At 67.1% G+C, this 18,458-nt stretch carries 17 protein-coding genes; 5 read left to right on the top strand and 12 right to left on the bottom strand.

Features of this window, described 5'->3' with window-relative positions; all coding sequences use genetic code 11:
- Positions 1-88: 88 nt before the first annotated feature.
- From QNM97_RS21065 to QNM97_RS21050, 4 genes are all read right to left on the bottom strand, one after another.
- Positions 89-724, bottom strand: coding sequence for a response regulator (locus QNM97_RS21065; protein WP_283820176.1), 636 nt, complete (start codon positions 722-724; stop codon positions 89-91).
- The gene (locus QNM97_RS21060; RefSeq protein WP_502875066.1) at positions 724-1,941 is read right to left on the bottom strand and encodes a sensor histidine kinase; all 1,218 of its coding nucleotides are present in this window, start codon (positions 1,939-1,941) and stop codon (positions 724-726) included. Before QNM97_RS21060 ends, QNM97_RS21065 begins: the two co-directional genes overlap by 1 nt.
- Positions 1,942-2,114: 173 nt before the next feature.
- Positions 2,115-2,852 (bottom strand): ABC transporter permease, encoded by a 738-nt coding sequence (locus QNM97_RS21055; protein ID WP_283820174.1) that lies wholly within the window; start codon positions 2,850-2,852, stop codon positions 2,115-2,117.
- A complete protein-coding gene (locus QNM97_RS21050; RefSeq protein ID WP_208793874.1) occupies positions 2,849-3,802 on the bottom strand; it encodes an ABC transporter ATP-binding protein in 954 nt (317 codons plus the stop codon). Before QNM97_RS21050 ends, QNM97_RS21055 begins: the two co-directional genes overlap by 4 nt.
- Before the next feature lie 271 nt (positions 3,803-4,073).
- On the opposite strand from QNM97_RS21050, the gene QNM97_RS21045 reads away from it, so the two are divergent.
- The gene (locus QNM97_RS21045) at positions 4,074-4,379 is read left to right on the top strand and encodes a hypothetical protein (protein WP_283820173.1); all 306 of its coding nucleotides are present in this window, start codon (positions 4,074-4,076) and stop codon (positions 4,377-4,379) included.
- The gene (locus tag QNM97_RS21040) at positions 4,376-4,558 is read left to right on the top strand and encodes a hypothetical protein (RefSeq protein WP_283820172.1); all 183 of its coding nucleotides are present in this window, start codon (positions 4,376-4,378) and stop codon (positions 4,556-4,558) included. The genes QNM97_RS21045 and QNM97_RS21040 overlap by 4 nt, the downstream gene beginning before the upstream one ends.
- Before the next feature lie 21 nt (positions 4,559-4,579).
- On the opposite strand, the gene QNM97_RS21035 is transcribed toward QNM97_RS21040, so the two are convergent.
- The 3 genes from QNM97_RS21035 to QNM97_RS21025 form a co-directional block, all read right to left on the bottom strand.
- Positions 4,580-5,437, bottom strand: coding sequence for an alpha/beta fold hydrolase (locus tag QNM97_RS21035; protein ID WP_283820171.1), 858 nt, complete (start codon positions 5,435-5,437; stop codon positions 4,580-4,582).
- Between the two features lie 48 nt (positions 5,438-5,485).
- Entirely contained in the window at positions 5,486-6,442 is a 957-nt protein-coding gene (locus QNM97_RS21030; RefSeq protein WP_283820170.1) for a R2-like ligand-binding oxidase, read from the bottom strand.
- Between the two features lie 80 nt (positions 6,443-6,522).
- The gene (locus QNM97_RS21025) at positions 6,523-8,757 is read right to left on the bottom strand and encodes an MMPL family transporter (RefSeq protein WP_283820169.1); all 2,235 of its coding nucleotides are present in this window, start codon (positions 8,755-8,757) and stop codon (positions 6,523-6,525) included.
- A 239-nt stretch (positions 8,758-8,996) separates the two neighbouring features.
- Here QNM97_RS21025 and QNM97_RS21020 point away from each other — a divergent pair, with 239 nt between their 5' ends.
- On the top strand, positions 8,997-10,124 hold the full coding sequence (locus tag QNM97_RS21020; RefSeq protein ID WP_283820168.1) for an NDMA-dependent alcohol dehydrogenase: 1,128 nt from the start codon (positions 8,997-8,999) through the stop codon (positions 10,122-10,124).
- A 50-nt stretch (positions 10,125-10,174) separates the two neighbouring features.
- On the opposite strand, the gene QNM97_RS21015 is transcribed toward QNM97_RS21020, so the two are convergent.
- Both QNM97_RS21015 and QNM97_RS21010 read right to left on the bottom strand, forming a co-directional pair.
- Positions 10,175-10,738 (bottom strand): potassium channel family protein, encoded by a 564-nt coding sequence (locus QNM97_RS21015; protein WP_283820167.1) that lies wholly within the window; start codon positions 10,736-10,738, stop codon positions 10,175-10,177.
- Positions 10,722-12,716 (bottom strand): M13 family metallopeptidase, encoded by a 1,995-nt coding sequence (locus tag QNM97_RS21010; protein WP_283820166.1) that lies wholly within the window; start codon positions 12,714-12,716, stop codon positions 10,722-10,724. Before QNM97_RS21010 ends, QNM97_RS21015 begins: the two co-directional genes overlap by 17 nt.
- A 32-nt stretch (positions 12,717-12,748) precedes the next feature.
- On the opposite strand from QNM97_RS21010, the gene QNM97_RS21005 reads away from it, so the two are divergent.
- Entirely contained in the window at positions 12,749-13,318 is a 570-nt protein-coding gene (locus QNM97_RS21005; protein ID WP_283820165.1) for a hypothetical protein, read from the top strand.
- A 218-nt stretch (positions 13,319-13,536) separates the two neighbouring features.
- Here QNM97_RS21005 and QNM97_RS21000 read toward each other — a convergent pair whose 3' ends face one another.
- Positions 13,537-14,301 carry a pirin family protein gene (locus QNM97_RS21000; RefSeq protein ID WP_283820164.1) on the bottom strand — a complete coding sequence of 255 codons (765 nt, stop codon included), beginning with the start codon at positions 14,299-14,301 and terminating at the stop codon, positions 13,537-13,539.
- Between the two features lie 639 nt (positions 14,302-14,940).
- Between QNM97_RS21000 and QNM97_RS20995 the strand changes: the two genes are divergently transcribed.
- Entirely contained in the window at positions 14,941-16,578 is a 1,638-nt protein-coding gene (locus tag QNM97_RS20995) for an NTF2-like N-terminal transpeptidase domain-containing protein (protein WP_283820163.1), read from the top strand.
- A gap of 46 nt (positions 16,579-16,624) precedes the next feature.
- Here QNM97_RS20995 and QNM97_RS20990 read toward each other — a convergent pair whose 3' ends face one another.
- Together QNM97_RS20990 and QNM97_RS20985 are read right to left on the bottom strand one after the other, a co-directional pair.
- Positions 16,625-17,113 (bottom strand): DUF3054 domain-containing protein, encoded by a 489-nt coding sequence (locus QNM97_RS20990; protein WP_283820162.1) that lies wholly within the window; start codon positions 17,111-17,113, stop codon positions 16,625-16,627.
- A 28-nt stretch (positions 17,114-17,141) separates the two neighbouring features.
- Positions 17,142-18,317: a lysylphosphatidylglycerol synthase transmembrane domain-containing protein gene (locus QNM97_RS20985; RefSeq protein WP_283820161.1), complete on the bottom strand. Its 1,176-nt coding sequence runs from the start codon at positions 18,315-18,317 to the stop codon at positions 17,142-17,144.
- Between the last annotated feature and the right edge of the window lie 141 nt (positions 18,318-18,458).

Genomic DNA, 18,458 nt, shown 5'->3' with positions numbered 1-18,458 from the left:
TGATCAGCGGTACCCCGCGATCGGCTACTCCCTCGTGCGGGAGTGAACTCTGCCAGGGCGGGTGGCGAGGGCGCAAGCGAATAAACGCTCAGCGGATCAAGCCGCGCTCGAAGGCCACCCGCACCGCGGCGGCGCGGTCCTTCACGCCGAGCTTGGGGTAGAGCCGCAGCAGGTGCGTCTTGACCGTGGCCTCACTGATCATCAGCTCGGCGGCCACCTGACGATTGGTGCCGCCACCGGCCACCGCGCGCAGTACCTCGCATTCGCGTTCGGTCAGCGCCTCGAACCGGTTGCGGCTCATCAGACTTGCCGCAGCACTCGGGTCGAGGACGCTCTGACCGGCTGCGGCGCGGCGTACCGCCGCGATGAGATCGGCACGCGGCGTCGCCTTGAGAAGGTATCCGTCGGCACCTGCGTCGACCGCGGCCCGGATGTCGGTGTCGGTGTCGTAGGTGGTGAGCACGAGTATCCGTGGCGTATCCGGGTTCTCGGCTCGCAGGACTCGGATCGCGCCCACTCCGTCGAGTCCGGGCATCCGCAGATCCATCAGCACGACGTCGGGGTGCAGCCGGGCGATCGTGGTGAGTGCCTCGGCTCCGTCGGCGGCCTCGCCGATCACCGACATCCCCGGCTCCCGCTCGAGCATGCCGCGAATACCGTCGCGAACCACCGGATGATCGTCGACCACGACGATGCTGATCGTCGCATCACTGGCGTCGCGCATCATCGCCTCGTCTCCGCTCGATCCGCCGAGTGCGGCGTGCCCTCGCAGGTCGACGCCGGGAACGGTACCGCCACCGAGATGACACAGCCGGCTCCCGGTTCGGCTTCGATCTCGAGTGTCCCGTTGATCAGCGCGGCGCGCTCGGCCATGGCGGTCAACCCGAAACCGCCGTCCGGACAACGCCGCGTCTTATCGGGGGTGAAACCGCGTCCGTTGTCCCGGATGTCGAGCAGCAGGGTGTCGTCGAGGTAGGTCAGGGTCGTCACCACCTGGGTGGCCCCGGAATGACGGGCCACGTTGGCCAGTGATTCCTGGGTGATCCGCAGCAGCGCATCGTCGCCCACCAGCGGGCGTGGGGAGCCGTCGACCCGTAGCGTCGCCGCGATGTCGTGACGTCGGGAGAACAGTGCGAGTTGCTCCTGCAGGGCGGTGGCCAGGGACCGGGCGGCCAGCGGTAGCGGCTGCAGGGCGTTGACCGCGCGACGTGCCTCGCCGAGCCCTTCGCGTGCAAGGGCTTTCGCGTTCTCGACGCGATCGCGTACCAACGAGGCGAGATCGTCCTCGTCGATCGATTCAAGCTGGGTGACGACGGCGACGAAGCCCTGGGCGACGGTGTCGTGCAGCTCGCGCGCCAACCGGGCCCGCTCGTCGTGGACACCACTGCGGCGGGCCTGCTCGATGAGTTCCTGCTGGAGTTCGGCATTGCGAGAGCGTTCGGCGATCAGCTCGTCGGTGAGTTCCCGACGACGCAGCAGGGTGGACTCGCGCGCATCGATGACGGCCACCACCGCCAGGCCGATCACCACGTTGAGCACCCAGCACAGAACCGAGGCCCACCACGGGTCGGCAAGGTTGTGCCAGCCGTTGCGCTGGGTGGCGGTCATGAGCACACACGAGCCGGCGACGCACAGCAGCATCGGCGGCCCGGTGAACAGCGAAGCGTAGAGCATGTAGCCGGCCCATGACGCGATCCCGGCCATCGGCGTCACGGCGATCGCGGCGGCCAACAGGGCGGTGGTGATCCCGAACACCGCGAACCGACGCCACATCGGCGAGATGTCGATCCGGATCCAGAATTCGGTGAACGCCATCAACGTCAGCATCAGGACGGCACCGATCACATGGTGCAGATGTGTCGCCGGCACGAGTTGGGCGACCACCAGTCCCGCGAGGTTGAGTACGCGCAGCCCCCATACCTCCGATTGCGGCGGCAGCAACGTATCCGGCCAGGTCAGCGTGGTCGGGCGGTCGATCCACCGCCCGTGGGGCTCGCGTTCTCGAATGCGATGCAGCAGGATGCTACGAGGCCGGGTGCTCGGTGGTCGTGGGTTGCGGCGTCGGGTGATGCCACGCGGGCGAGGGTGCAGCGCCGCGCGGTTCTCCGACGCGGCTACTCCCACTGGAACGTCCGCATCGCGATGATCGTGGCGAGTGCTCCCCACACGACCAGTGTGCCGAAGAAGCCGATCGGGGGCCAGCCCGTGGTCGCCGTGTCCACCAGTGCCTGGGTGCCCGCACCCGAGGGCGTCAGATTCGAGATCGTGTGCATCCATCCGGGCATCGTCGACCGCGGTATCCACAGGCCCGCAAAGAACTGCAACACGAAGAACGCGAGGGTACCGAATCCCGCGGCCACCTTGGCATTACGGAACAACGACGCGATCACCATGCCCAGGCCTAGGAACGCCCAGCACGACAGCAGATAGCTGATGACGAAGCCGAACAGACGGTGCGGCCATTGGCCGGAGATGATGCCGGGAATCACCACGATCAGCGCGAGGCACACCAGCGACACCCCCATGATGAGCACGAACTGGGCGGTCAACAGCAGGAAAGGGGAGACCGGCGTGGTGCGTAATCGTTTGAGCACACCCATTTCCCGGTACCGGGTGAGGACGTCGGGCAGCGCCTGGACGGCGAGCATCGACAGCACGAACAGCACCAGGATGGGCTGGTACACCTGAAAGGTGCTCAGGCCACCGAAGGAGCCGACGGGCTTGCGGGCGGACGGGATGGAGGCGATCACGATCGCCGCGGCGACCGGCAGGATCACCGTCCAGAGAACGACACCCGGGTTGCGCACGAGAAGTCGGGCTTCCGAGGCGATCATGGCAGTGGCGGCGCTCATCGTCGGGCTCCTTGTGTCGTGTCGGTATCGGCGTCGGTTGAGGGGTCGGGCTCGGTTGCGGTGGTGAGCGCCAGGAAGGCGTCGTCGAGGCTCGGCTGGTCGACGCGCAGCTTGCGGCAGGCGATCCCGCGCTCGTGCAGCGCGATGATGACCGCCGAAGCCACGTTGTCGGTTCCGGTGACGATCACCCTCTCGCCGCTGTGGTCGATGCGGTGGACGTCGGGTAACGCGCTCAGAGCGTCGACGTCGACAATGGCGTTGGGTACGAACGACATTCGTTGGTCGGCGTGGACCGATGCGGCCAACTCCGCCGGGGTGTCGAGCGCGACGACCCGTCCGTCGTCGATCACCGCGACGCGGTCGCACAGACGCTCGGCCTCCTCCATGAAGTGGCTGACGAGCAGCAGGGTGACGCCGGTGTCCTTGAGGTCCTCGAGCAGGCCCCACACCTCGCGGCGGGCGCTCGGGTCGAGGCCGGTGGTGAGCTCGTCGAGGATCGCGACCTTCGGATTGCCGATGAGCGCCAGTGCCACCGACAGCCGCTGCTTCTGCCCGCCAGAGAGCTTGGCGAAATAGGTGCGTTCGTGTGCGCGCATGTCGAGCCGCTCGAGCAGTTCCCGCCAGTCGCGCGGCGCGTCGTAGAAACTCGAATACAGCCGCATCACCTCACCGACGGTCTGCTTGTCGGGAAGTCGGCTCTCCTGCAACTGGATTCCGAGTGCCTCCCGCAGACCGCGGTCCTCGTCGGCCGGGTCGAATCCGGCGACGCGGACGTGCCCGCCGTCGCGTTTGCGAAGACCGCCGATGCACTCGACCGTCGTCGTCTTGCCCGCGCCGTTGGGGCCGAGGATGCCGAAGATCTCGCCCTGCGCCACCTCGAAATCGACACCACGAACGACCTGCTTGTCGCCGTAGCGTTTCGTCAGTCCTGCGACCTCGATCATTGCCATGACATCCAGCATGGCCGGATCGAGCGGGCAGCGGATCCACCGGATGACCACACCTCGGTCAACCGATCGGTGGACGCGGGTGGGCTCGCCGAAGTAGTGCCGGTGGCCGCGGCCTTCCAGTGCGGCAGGCCGATCAGGACGGGTTGTGGATAACGGTCCGGAGTCCGGCGGCGTGGACGCTGTGGCCGGGTACCGTGGCGGCGGATATGCCGCGGTGTATTGCTCGGCGTCGGAGATCTGTGGAGGCGGTGGAGTGCCAGCTCAAGCGTGGGTGACGCTGGTGGTCGGCGGCGTCGGGGTTCTGGGCGTCACTGCAACCATCCTGCAGCGGACTTATGCTGACCGACGAGCGGAGTGGTGGCGGCGAGCGGCGTGGGCTGTCGACCACACCTTGTCCGATAACACCGATGCCCAGGTGTTGGGGTTCGACGTCATGGCAAAGCTGCAGACGTCGCCGCTGGTTACGAAGACCGAGGCCGACGTGTTCTCGAGTTGGGGCCGGACAAGACTGTTCGATCACCGAACACGTGACAATGCGAGCGATCAGAACGACAATGATCGACAGGAGGGCACATGACCACAGCACGCCGCGATCTACACACCCGGCGCACTCCTCTTGCCCCGGCTGCTCGGCGCGCCGCGGCACGAATGGTGCTTGCCGCTGACAAAGCGGCCGGGCGACAACAGGATCCGCACATTCTCGCCATTGCGGAAGGTCGTGACGAGAATCTCTCGCCGGAATCGCTTCCCGAGTAGATCAACAGACAAAGCGGCCGGTCAGCTCGCCAGGAACGCCGCCACCGTCGCCTCGAAGGCCTCCTTGGCCTCGATCATCACCCAGTGGCCACACCGCGGAAAGATGTGCAGTTGTGCGTCGGGGATCAGCCGCATCGGCGCCAGCGCCATGTCGGGGGGACTGACACGGTCGTCGCGGCCCCAGGTGAGCAGCGTCGGGCAGGAGATCTTGTGCATCATCGCCCAGTACGGCGGGATGTCGGCGGTCGCCATGAACTGCTGTTGCATCTCGAAAGATGCTGAGCCGTACATCGTTCTGGCCGTAGCCAAGGCGTCGGGATTCATCGCCACCTCCCAGCGCTCACTGATGAGTTCCTCGGTGACCAGGGTGCGGTCGTAGACCATCGCGGTCAGCCAACGGACGAGCTTGTCGCGATCGGGGTCGTCGGCGAACTCCTGCAGGAGACGGAGGCCTTCGCTCGGGCTGGGGCTGAACAGGTTGGGGCCGACGCCGCCGATGGTCACCAGCTTCTCGACGCGATCGGGTGTGCGGATGGCCAGGTTCACCCCGACGACGCCGCCCATCGAGTTGCCGATCATCGGCGCCGAGGCGATCCCGAGTGCGTCCATGAAGGTGATCACCGACTTGCCGGCGGTCAGCACCGGCATGCCCTCCCACGCATCGCTGACCCCGAAGCCGGGGAACTCGATGACGTAGCAGTGATGGGTCTGGGCGAAAAAGCCGAGGTTACCGCGGTAATTGCGCCATCCGGTCACGCCCGGGCCGGAGCCGTGGAGCAGGATCAGCGGCGGTGCGTCGGCAGCGCCGGCCTCGTGGTAGCGCAGCACGCCCTTGTCGGTGGTCAGCTCGCGTCGGGTCGCGTCAAAGGAGACATCCACCCCCACAGACTAGAACGTGTTCTAGTTGTTTGTCATCGGGGTCGGCCGTCAGGTGCCGAGCGCTTCGGCCTCCTCCTCACCGAACCGCTCCTCGAGTTCGGCAGGGGAGTAGTCGAGATCGATCTCGGCGACGTCGCGACCGCGGGCCGACTCGATCGCATGCAGCCGTCGCTGTGCCCGGTCGGCGGCGTAGGCGAGGAACTCGTTGTTGTCCAGACCGAACGGCTGCTCGTCGAACTGCTCGTTGACCCACGTGATCATGTCCAGCGCCAACGGCATCAGCTCGCCCATCCGGGTGTTGATCGCCTCCCACAGCGAGTCGTCGGCGGCCACATGACGACGGCAGGTGAACGTCCCCCACGCCATGTGGCGCCGCTCGTCGTCGCCGATGAACCGGATCAACCGCTGCATGCCGGGGAAGATGCCGTGCCGGGTGCACACGGTCTGCCACGCGTGATAGCCCGTCAACGCCAGCGACCCCTCGATGACGTGGTTGTAGGTGACGCTGGCGCGGATCTGATTGAGCGGGGACGGATCGTGGTCGAGGACGTGCAGGCTCTGCGGCAACTCCTCGTAGAACAGCTGGCGGTAGTACGGGTTGTCGGCGACGAAGGACTGCAGATCGTCGTCGAGCCCCACCGAATCCATCCAGCGACGGAACACCTGCGTGTGCTTGGCCTCCTCGAAGCAGAACTGCGACAGATACATCTCGTCGCCGAAGCGCCCCTCGGCGGCCATCGCCTTCATGAACGGCTGGATGTCCTGGGTGACGGCTTCTTCACCCGCGATGAACTGACTGACCAGAAACGTCGTGCTGCGTCGTTGCTCGTCGGTGATCTCGTGCCAGTCCTCGGCGTCGCGGCTGAAGTCGATCGCGGCCGGATCCCAGAACCGCCCATTGCCTTTCACGAACAGCCGCAAGGGAAACGAGTCCCAGTTCAGTCCACCGCGACGCAGCGAGGCGAAGTCCGCCCGCGTCGGGGTGGAGTGTTCGGCGAGAGTCATCGTTGGTCACCTGCTTTCCCAGTGCGGTGAAGCCGACGCTATCGGGTTACCCGCCGGTTGGGCTGGAAATCGCGTAACCCTCAGGAAACACTTCCCCCCGCCGCCGAGGTGCCGGTGACGACCGAATTGCCGGAGTCCTCGTCGGGCTCGGATCTCTTGTGGGACAAGCTGCTTGGCCACCAGATGCGGCTGCCGATATCGAGTGACAGGGCGGGTACGAGCAGGGTCCGCACGATCAGGGTGTCGACGAGGACGCCGAAGGCCACGAGGAACGCGACCTGCGCGAGGAACAGCAGCGGGATCACCGCCAGGGCCGCGAAGGTGGCGGCGAGAACCACACCGGCAGAGGTGATGACACCGCCGGTCGAGGTCAACCCGCGGATGATGCCGGCGCGGGTGCCGTGCCGGATCGACTCCTCGCGCACCCGGGTCATCAGGAAGATGTTGTAGTCGATGCCCAGGGCGACGAGGAACACGAACGCGAACAACGGGACCACCGGGTCGGCGCCGGGGAAACCGAAGGGGCCGTTGAAGAGCAGGGCCGCCACACCGAGCGTGGTCGCGAACGACAACACCGTGGTCGCCAGCAGCAACACCGGCGCGAGGATGCTGCGCAGCAACAGGATCAGCACCGCGAGGACCACGATCAGCACGATCGGGATGATCAGATTGCGATCGTGGATCGCGGTGGTGCGGGTATCGAGGTCGACGGCCGTCGTACCACCGACCTTCGCGTCTGCCCCGGAGATCGCATGCACCTTGGCGCGGATGCGTTCGACGGTGTCCTGCGCGGCGAGGGACTCGGCGTTGTCCGACAAGGTGGCCTGCACCGCGACCTCGCCGTCGCGGACGACGGGCTCGCCGTTGCTGCTGAGCACACTGACCTGCGCGACACCGTCGACACCGCGGGTCGCGGCGACGACCTCGTCGGCGCGATCGGCACGGGTGAGAATCCACGTCGGGGTGCCGGCACCGGCGTCGAAATGCTGTGCCTGCAGTTGCGCGCCGGCAACCGAATCGACGTCACCGAGGAAGAAGTCGGTCTGGGCGATGCCGTCGGCCTTGAACATCGGGGCGAACGACGCACCGATGACCAGCAGGATCAACGTTGCGATCCACACGGTACGGGGGCGCGTGGCGACCCACTGGGCGATCGCGTACCAGAAGCGATGGGTGTTCGAGGTGGCGTCGTCGAAGTCGGCGTTGGTGGCGCCGGACTTTGTGTTGTTGGTGTCGGTGTTGTCGGCGTCGGTGTTTGTCTCGGCGGTCTCGACCAGGTGCGGGCGCAACGGCCAGAACGCGGCCCGGCCGAGCAGGGCCAGTGCGGCCGGCAGGAAGGTCATCGACGCGAGGAAGGAGGCGACGATGCCGAGCGCGGCGACCGGTCCGAGGCTGCGGTTGGAATTGAGGTCGGAGAACAGCAGGCAGAGCACGCCGAGGATGACCGTGCCCGCCGACGCCGCCACCGGCTCGATGGTGGCCCGCCACGCCCGACGCACCGCCGTGTACTTGTCGGCGGTGTGCATCAGTTCCTCCCGGAACCGCGACACCAGCAGCAATGCGTAGTCGGTGGCGGCGCCGAAGACCAGGATGAACAGGATGCCCTGGCTCTGCCCGTTGAGTTCCAGCCAGCCCTGATCGGCGGCGAAGTACACCGCTCCGGAGGCCAGACCGAGCGCGAAGATCGCCGAGATGAGCACGACGAACGGCAGGATCGGGCTGCGGTAGACGACGACGAGGATCAGTACGACGACGGCACCGGCCACCAGCAGCAGCAGACCGTCGATGCCGGCGAAGGCCTCGCCGAGGTCGGCGACCTGCCCGGCCGGTCCGGTGACCTTGACCTCGAGGCCGTTGGGCGGATTGGCCAGCGAATCCCGCAGTGTCTTGACGGTGTCGGCGGGCTCGCCCTTGGTGGAGATCGGGATGAAGACCTCGGCGGCCTTGCCGTCCTCGGAGCCGATGACCGGTGAGAACGCCGACGCGAAGCCCTCTTTGTCCTGCAGGCGCTGGGTCTGCTCGGTGAGGTAGGCACGGTCGGCCGCGGTGATCCCCGAGTCGCGGACCGCGATCACGATCGCCGGGATCTCGGTGGTGTCCTGGAATCGGGACAGTTGATCGTTGACCTGGGTCGACTCGGCCGAAGCGGGCAGGAACGCGGTGTTGTCGTTGGTCGAGACCGAGGCGAGTTTCCCGGCGAACGGCCCGAGCCCCCCGCCGATGATCAGCCACACCAGGATCAGCAGGGCCGGAATCAGCCAGCGCAGAAACGAGCGCCGGGAAGGTCGAGAGTCGGGCATTTCCGAACTGGCCATGCGGTCATCCTTTCACGAGTCCGGAAGTCATTCGGCGCCGCGGCGGGATCGGAGGGGTCGCGTGCGGCGGTGAACCGGTCGCGTCGGTACTTGCGTACCGATCGCGGGCATTGCCGACGCCGAGCGGTGCGTAGATGCCCTGCGGGGGAACCTATCTGACGAAATCTATGCCGAGGCGTGCATGGATGGACGACGATGGCGACCGGGGCATTTGACTGTGCCGAGAAAGGGGCAGAACCATGAAGACCAAGGGCGCGATCCTGCGCGAACCCGGACAACCGTGGCAGATCGAGGAGATCGAGGTCGGCGACCCGGTCGCCGGCGAGGTCCAGGTGCGCTTGGCCGCGTCCGGGCTGTGCCATTCCGACCATCATCTGCGCACCGGCGACAGCCCGGCACCGATGCCGGTGCTCGGCGGCCACGAGGGCGCAGGCGTGGTCACCAAGGTGGGTCCGGGCGTCACCCGGCTGGCCGAAGGTGATCACGTCGTCACCGCATTCATCCCGGCCTGCGGCACCTGCGAACCGTGCTCGCGAGGGCTGCAGAACATCTGTGACGAGGGCGCACGGTTGCTGACGGGATTGTCGATCTCCGATGACACCCACCGCCTGCACACCGCCGACGGGACGCCACTGACACCGATGTGTCTGCTGGGCACCTTCGCGCCCTACATCACCGTCAACGAGGCGTCGTTGGTCAAGATCGAGGACGACATCCCGCTGCGCGAGGCGGCGCTGCTCGGTTGCGGTGTGGCCACCGGATGGGGATCGGCCGTCGAGATCGGCGACACCCACACCGGCGACACGGTGGTCGTCATCGGTATCGGCGGCGTCGGGATCAATTCGATCCAGGGTGCCGCCGCGGCCGGCGCGCGCTACGTCGTCGCCATCGACCCGGTGCCGTTCAAGCTGCAGATGGCCGAAAAGCTCGGCGCCACACACACCTTCGCCTCGATCGAAGAGGCCGCCCCGGTCCTCGGTGAGATCACCTGGGGCAAGATGGCCAACACCACGGTGATCACCGTCGGCGAGATCTTCGGTGACATCATCGCGCCGGCGTTGAGCCTGACCGGCAAGGGCGGCCAGGTGGTCGTCACCGGCATGGGCAACTTCGCCTCGATGGACGTCAAGCTCAACCTGTTCGAGCTGACCCTGCTGCAGAAGCGGGTCCAGGGTGCGATCTTCGGCGGGACCGGACCGCGTACCCAGATCCCGAACCTATTGCGTGAGTACCGGGCCGGGCGGCTGAATCTGTCGGATCTGATCACCACCACCTACCGGCACGATCAGATCAACGAGGCCTACGACGACATGCTGTCGGGCAAGAACATTCGCGGAATGATCGTCTACGGCGACGACGACTACTGACCCGCACCGAAGTTCGATACCGAAGTTCGACACCGAAGTTCGGCACCGCGCTAACCGGCCGGCCCGTCGTGGCCGGTCGGTGTGCGTCGTGTGCTGACCAGCAGGCTCAGGAACCGGATTCCGAGGCCGAGCAGGGCGAAGGTGCTGACCATCTGGATCGACACCGCGACACGGGTTTCCTGTGCGACGGCGGCGATGTCTCCGAATCCGGTGGTCGTGAACACCGTCAGACTGAAGTACAGCGCGTCGATTCGCGTGAGCTTCTCGGTGAAACTACCGTGATCGTAGTCGGAGAAGATGAAATACATTGTCGCGAAGGCGATCACGTAGAAGGTGGCCAGCGCCACCAGCATCTCCAGGGCGGTGACCACCGGGTACGGTGACCGCAGGAAGTGGCGGATCTCGTAGCCGCAGAACGCGATCAGCAGTGCGACACCGACGAAGAAGCCGAGAGCCCTGGAGTTGCTCGCGGCGTTGATGGGCAGCAGGAAGTAGCCGAACAACAAGATCACACCCGCCGCGATCGGCCGCACCACGGCGGCGGCCATCTCGCGGCGGGTGATCTCGTGGCCGCCGATCAGTCGACGGCGATGCGGTTCACCAGATCCGGACACGGTCGGCGTCCGGGAGGAACAACGCGTCGCCCTCGGTGACGCCGAACGCCCGATAGAACGCGTCGATGTTGCGGACGACCCCGTTGCACCGGAACTCCGGCGGCGAATGCGGATCGATCGACAGTCGGCGGATGGCCTCGGCGTCACGGGTTTTGGTGCGCCAGATCTGCGCCCAGCTGTAGAACACCCGCTGGGTTCCGGTGAGGCCGTCGATCTCCGGCACGTCGGTCCCCGAGGTCGCGAGATCGTAGGCGACGAGCGCGATCGACAACCCGCCGAGGTCGCCGATGTTCTCGCCGATGGTGAACTCGCCGTTGACCTTGTACTTCTCGTCGAGACCCTCGGGTGTGAACTCGTTGTACTGGTCGATGAGTTTGCGGGTGCGAGAGGAGAACTCGGATCGGTCGGCGTCGCTCCACCAGTTCACGAGATTGCCGTCGCCGTCGTACTTGGCGCCCTGATCGTCGAAGCCGTGGCCGATCTCGTGTCCGATCACCGCGCCGATCCCGCCGTAGTTGGCGGCGTCGTCGGCATCGGGATCGAAGAACGGCGGCTGCAGGATGGCTGCGGGGAAGACGATCTCGTTCATGCCCGGGTTGTAGTAGGCGTTGACCGTCTGCGGCGTCATGAACCACTCGTCACGGTCGACCGGTGCGCCGATCTTCGCGAACTCCCGATCCTGCTCGAAAGACGCGGCGCGCGCGACATTTCCGACGAGGTCACCACGATCGACGGTCAGCGCACCGTAGTCCCGCCAGCGCGCCGGGTAGCCGATCTTCGGGGTGAACTTGTCGAGCTTGGTCAGCGCCTTCTCCCGGGTGGCCGGGGTCATCCACTCCAGTTCGGAGATGTTGCGGCGGTAGGCCTCGACGAGGTTGCCGATCAGTTCGTCCATCCGAGCCTTGGCCTCGGGCGGGAAATGCTTGGCCACATACAGACGTCCGACGGCGAAGCCCATCGCGTTCTCGACGAAGCCCACGCCGCGCTTCCAGCGGTCCCGGTTGGTCTCCGCGCCGGTCAGGGTGCGACCGTAGAAATCGAAGTTCTCCTCGACGAACGCCGAGGACAGATACGGCGCGGCCGTGCGCAGCAGCCGCCACGACAACCAGGTGGTCCAGTCCGACAGGGGTGCATCAGCGACGAGCGCCGAGACGTCGGTGACGAAGGACGGCTGCCCCACGACCACCTCGGCGAAGGTGGTGTCGCCGACCGTGCCCAGACCGCCGAACCATGAATGCAGATCGAAACCCGATGCCGCGGAGCCGAACTCATCGAGGCTCATCAGGTTGTAGGTGAGCTCGGCGTCGCGTCGGCGGACCACGTCCCAATGGTGCCCGGCGATCGCGGTCTCCAGACGCAGCACCGTGGCCGCCCGGTCGTCGGCGTCGTCGAACCCGGCGAGGGTGAACATCTTCGCCACATGCGCCCGGTAGGCGTCGCGGGTCTCGGCGTGCTTGTCCTCGCGGTAGTAGGACTCGTCGGGCAGACCGAGTCCCGACTGCACGACGTGCACGAGGTAGCGGTCGGACCGGCGGGCGTCGGTGTCGACGTAGAACCCGAACAGCCCGCCGACGCCGCGCCGCTGCAGCCGGCCCATGCGTGCGGAGAGTTCACTCACGTCGGAGATCGCGGCGATGGCCTCGAGCTCGCCGGAGATCGGGCCGATGCCGAGCGCCTCGATGTGCTCGGTGTCCATGAAGGAGCCGTAGAGATCGCCGATCTTGGCGGCGTCGGTGCCGCTCTCGGGATTCGACTCGGCGGCCTCGACGATGATGTCGCGGACGTTCTCCTCGGCCCGATCGCGCAGCACGTGGAAGGCGCCGTCGACCGATCGGTCCTCGGGGATGGTGTGGGACTCCAACCATTTGCCGTTGACATGGGTGAACAGGTCGTCCTGGACGCGCACGGCGTCGTCGACCCAGTCGAGGTCCAGTCCGGAAGCGGGGAGAGAAGTATTCGACACAGTCACGCGTTCCATCCTGTCACCGCCGTCGCGATCCGTCAGCCGGCATGGCCGCCGACGGTGCTTCGGCCGCGATCCATGCGGTTCTCGCGATTGACCGGCGGCTGTCGGTGGTGCTGGGTAAGTTCCACGCCATGTATCCCGAGATGCCTGATTCGCGCCCGCCCTCCGGCCAGTTCCCGTCGGGGCATCAGTCCTCGGGACAATTGCCGTCCGCAGGCGACTGGTTCCCGGCGGCCCCGCCCGCTCCGGCCCCGCTCGCTCCGGCCCCGCCGCCGGTGGCCGGTCCGGTGTACCCGTCGCCGGTCCCGTACGGGTATATGCCGGTTCCGGTGCCCGTCGGCCAGTACCCGCCGGTCGTGGTGGTCGGCAGTGAGAAGAGCGTCGGTGTGGCGCTGGTCCTGACCTTCTTCTTCGGTCCGCTCGGCATGTTCTACTCCACGGTCACCGGTGGGCTGGTCATGCTGGGGGTGTACGTCCTGGCCGCGCTGCTGTCGATCTTCACGGTGGGGATTCCGCTGTTTCTGGCGTGGATCGGCTGCATGGTCTGGGCGTGCACGGCGGCGAACGAACACAACAACCGGGTACGCGCGCCGCTGGTCGGGCGGTACTACTGACGATCTCGGAAGTGGTTGCGGCCGAAGCGATGTGATCCGGACCTGGCGACGCGTTCGGTGACCGCATAGACGGGTTGGTCCGCGGTGGTCGCGCATCGCTCGCCTGTTTTCAGTCGTCCAGCGAGTAGCTCGACTGTAAAAGCCCAGGTCAGCGAGCGCGGCTACTGGGGAAATGACTGAAAGCAGGCGAGCGGCCCAGAATCCTTCAAAAGCTGGGTTCAGAACTCTCCGAGTGCCGAGTTCATCGCCCAGTACAGGATCTCGGCGTTCTCGCCGGCCGTCAGCACCACGTCGCCGACGTCGGTTCCGCGTGCGGCGTCCCCGGCACCGAGCTCGATGGTTGCCTGCGGGTCGTCGGCGTCCGCCGATACATCCACCGATCCCGTGACGACGAACAGATGGGTGAACCGGGCCCCGGGGAGCCGGATCGTGGAGCCTGCCGCGGGTCGGGCGGCATACAGCGTCGCGCCGGCGTTCGCGATCGAGATGGCCGCCTCGTGGGCGGGATCGCCGGAGGCCACCGCCACCAGGGCGCCGGTGGACAGCTCCGCGGAGATGTCGTGCTGGGCGTAGGAGGGGGACAAGCCGTGGCTGTCGGGCATGACCCACATCTGCACGTAGTGCGTGGTCGAGGTCCCCGACCCGGGAAGGTCGGGCCACGGGTCGTTGCGTTCGGAGTGATCGATGCCGCGACCGGCGCTCATACGTTGGGCCAGACCGGGGACCACGACGCCCGCATGGCCCGCGGAGTCACGGTGGACCAGCGAGCCCGAGCTCACCCATGTGACGATCTCGGATTCTTGATGATGATGTGATCCGAAACCACAATCGGGCGGTAAAAATTCTTCATTAGATGCAATTAAGGCACCATGGTGGGTGTTGGCTGGATCATAGTGATCCCCGAAGGAGAAGCAATGGTAGGAGGTGAGCCAGGCGGTCGCCGTCAGGCTCCTGTCTCCGGCCCGAATGACCGTGTAGCCCATACCCCATTATGGGCATCCGAGAACAGCACGGATTCGGGCCCGTCCCGCGCTGCCCGCACACCTCCACGCTCGACTGCCCCACGCTCGACTGCCTCACGCTCGGCCTCGGGACGTCACCGGGCCGCCGATGACGAAGCCGAGGTGCGGCCCGCGCCGAACGCACCTCACGACCGGCGCGTCGGCGACGGTGCACCGGTCCGCCCGCCGCGCCGGCCGCAGACGGTCGACCAGCGTTCGGTGCTCGGGGTTCAGGTCCCGAACCCGACGGCCCCCAATCCGGTGGCCCCGCCCTCCCGGCGGCAGGCGCCACCGATGCCCACCCCACGTCCACGTCCACGCGCGGGCGACATGCCCCCGCGATCGCGCGCTCGGGCCACCGCGACTCCCCGCCCAGACCCTGTGCGTACCGCCAGGCATTCGCGTGCCGATGCCCCGTCGAGGCCGTCCGCATCGACGATCGCCGCCCCGACGACCCGCGGCAAAGGGAGGGGCGTCGCGTCCGACAAGGGCGTCGTGTCACTGACGAAGACGGTCACCCGCGACAAAACCGCAGCACGAGACACGATCGTGACCGGTCCGAATCCCGACTGCAAGCCCACGGGATCGAAATCGCGTGTAACTAGAGTGAAAATTGTGACTATGGGTTCTCGTGTGAAGTGGGCGGTGCTGGCCGCGTGCGTCGTGCTGATCTGTGCGGCCGCATTCGGCATCAAGGAGTTGGTCGCGCCGACCCCCGACACCGGAGCCAAGGCGGCGATCAATGCCTTCGCCGCCGCGTGGGGACGCCAGGACGCGGCGGCGACGGCGTCGCTGACCACCGCACCCGGTCAGGCCGGGGAGTCCTTCACCCAGACCTTCCAGGCGATGAATGCCCGCGAGGTCGACGTCGAGGTCCGCAAGCCCGTCGAATACAGCGACGGCACCGCCTCGTTCTCGCTGCAGACGACGTGGAAGTTCGACGCCGACCACAGCTTCACCTCGACCACCTCCGGCGGTGCGCGGCACCTGTCGACCGGGTGGAAGGTCACCTGGGATCCGGCCGTGATCTATCCGGGGCTGCCGGCGGGCGGCAACCTGCGGGAGATCCGCACCGATGCCACGCCGGCGCCGACGGTCACCAGCCGGTCCGGCAAGACGTTCATGTACCTGCAGCCGGTCAACGAGATCGTCCTCGACCCCACCCAGACCCGCAACGTCAACGCCTCGGCGACGGCACTGGCCAATGCGCTTTCCCCGATCGCGCCCCTGATCACCCCGTCGGTGATCAATCAGAAGCTGGCCCAGACGCCGGGGCAGGCCATCACCGCGGTCACCCTGCGCAACTCCGACATGGCCGTACTGAACCGTGACCCGGCGTCGGTGCCCGGTGTCACCGTGCGCAAGGCCGGCATGCTCGTCATGGCCGACCGGCGCCTGTCCTCGCCGTTGGAGGCGGGTCTGACCAACTACTGGCAGGCTATCCGCGACGCCACCGCAGGCTGGCAGGTGCAGATGGTCGGGCCGGGCATGGCCCCGCAGCGACTCGACGGCGAGCAGGGCCCGCCCGGGCCTGCCGTGTCCACCTCGGTCGACCAAGGCGTGCAGCTGGGTCTCGGTGACGCCGCCGTCGAGGTCGGCCAGCCGGCGACGATCATGGCGCTCGACGCCAAAACCGGAGCGATTCTCGGTGTGGCACAGAACGATTACGCAGCCGGCCGGGGCAACAACCTCGACGCCGCCTACCCCGTCGGCACCGCCCTCGACCCGGTGCTCGCCGCCGTCGACAAGTCGGCCCGCGCCAACCAGGAGACCACCGATCAGGTCCTCGATCGGCTTGGCCTGGGCGTGCAGTTCACCATCCCCGGCGCCAGCGCCCCTACCCAGGGGTCGGGCGTCGCGACGATCGATCTGCAGTCCGCGGCGTCGCGGATGTCGATGACCAACATGGCCGCACTCGGCGTGGCGATGGCGCGCAGCGCGTCGGGCACGTTGAGCTCGGTGGCGCCCTACGTCATCAACGGAGTCCCGACCAAGGTCGCCGGCGGGTCACTCGGGCCTCTCGATGCCGGACTGACCAACCCGATCTGGGCCGCGATGACGACCACCGCCAAGACCGGCGACGCCAGCGACCTCACCAGCGCTCCCGGGTTGCGGGCGCTGGTCGGCACCAACGGCCCCGAGGGCCCCGGGTGGTTCGTCGGCGTCCAGGGCGGCAAGGTCATCGTCATCTACACCGAGGGACCGAAGTCGGGGACCGCGGCACTGCAGGTGGCGCAGAAGTACTTCCGGATCAACTGAGTCATCAATCGCGACCCGGTGTGGACCGAGGCCCGATCGTGGCCGGCTAGTGTGCGGCGTCGGCCGGCCGGGGTGGCTTGGCGGTCGCCGTGCGCCGCAGGATGAGGGCTGCCAGCGCACGCCAGCCCAGCAGTACCAGGCCGAGGAACAGCGTCGCGACAATGATGAAGCTGACCTCGGTGCCCTCGTGGAGCAGGTATCGCAGGATCATGCCGACGGTGACGGTGCAGAACCAGATGGCCAACCCGGCCGGCGCCAGCCGCTCCGGGCGGAAGTCGCGACCGAACCAGTCGCTGGAACGGACGTGGGAGTAGACGTAGACGATCGACCAGCCGACCGCGGTCCCGGCGAGGAACGGCCACAGCGTCTGCGCCACACCCAGCGGGTTGAACCCGTTGTGGTGTGAGGCCCGTCCGATCAGCACGAACACGGAGACGGCGACGATGTCGACGAGTGCGGTGACCGGCAACTGCACGTGTGCAGATGCCTGCGACTGGGACCGGGCCCCCCTGGTGGCCATGTCAGGACTCGACATGGTCACCCACGGTAGTCCGAAATCCTCGTCAGGCCGAACTCGTTCCGTCATTCGGAGGATCCGGGCGGCCCTCGGTGCGGGGCGAATCGTCGGATGTGCCGGTGTCGTCGTGCTCCTCGAGTTCGTCGATCACCATCTCGCGTTCGCGGTCGTAGGTGGCTTCGAGTTCGCCCTTGTCGCGAATACCCGTCCGGAACTTCGCCAGGATCACGACCCATCCGATGGCTGCGATCAGCACGTAGCTGACGATGCGATAGACGAGCACAGCGGTCAGCGCGTCCGCGGCCGGCATGCCCGCGGTGGTCAATGCGGGCACCAGGACCGCGTCGACGACGCCGATTCCGCCGGGAAGCAGCGGCACCGCGGTGCCCACCGCCTTGCCCGCGGCGTAGGCGACCATCACCCCCGAGATCGACGGGTGCACGCCGACGGCCCAGCACGCGAACATCAGACAGGCGATGTCGGTGACCCAGTTGAACAGGCTCCAGCCGAACGCGATGGTGGTGTCGCGTCGGGTCAACTGCACCGCGCGGAGCTGTTCGAGGACCTCGTTGAAACGCTCCAGACCCGAGTCCTCGGGCTTGTTGCGCAGATGGTTGTACCAGCCCAGGACCCGCTCGCCGGTGGACTGCAGCGACTCGGGGTGGGTGGCCAGGTACTGCAGGACGACCGCGACGGCGATGAAACCGACGATGGAGAACATCAGCGAGAACGGGCTGGTCTTGGCACCGGCGAGCACGGCGCCGCCGAAACCGAGGACGGCCAGGCCGACCCCCGCCAGCAACCCCGACATCACCACCTGCCAGGACGCGACGACCGGCGTGGCCCCCCACTTGCGGGTTTCGCGATAGGTGAACGCCGGCGCCAAGACCTGACCGCCGGGCATCGTCTGCGACAGCGAGTTGGCCGCCAGCACCACCGCCAACGATTTCAGCTGCCGGACCCGAACCCCGGCCGACCGCAGCAGTGCCCGCTGGACCTGGGCGAAACTGTCCATCGACAGCACGGCGGCGAACATGCACGCCACCAGCCATACCCAGTCCAGATCGCCGGTTCGGTGCCAAACCTGCTCGAGTTTCGGCCAGATCAGCACCACCTCGACCGCGAGGATCACGATCACCAACGCGAGCAACACCCATCGGAGCCACCAGAATCGGCGACGCAGAGCCGGATGCGCGCCGACCGACGGATGCTCCGATGACATAGCCATCACCCTAACGACCGCTACGCTGACAATCGTGAACGATGGTTCCCCGGCGGGCTCCGCGTCCGGCGATGGTGACGACGGGTCCCAGCCAGGTGCGTCCCAACTGGGTCGGGGTCTGGCCGACCTCGACCGGTCGGC

This window comes from Gordonia sp. L191, from assembly GCF_030077625.1.
In the GTDB taxonomy this organism is placed as follows: domain Bacteria; phylum Actinomycetota; class Actinomycetes; order Mycobacteriales; family Mycobacteriaceae; genus Gordonia; species Gordonia polyisoprenivorans_A.
This window is presented reverse-complemented; position numbering and strand designations above follow the sequence as displayed.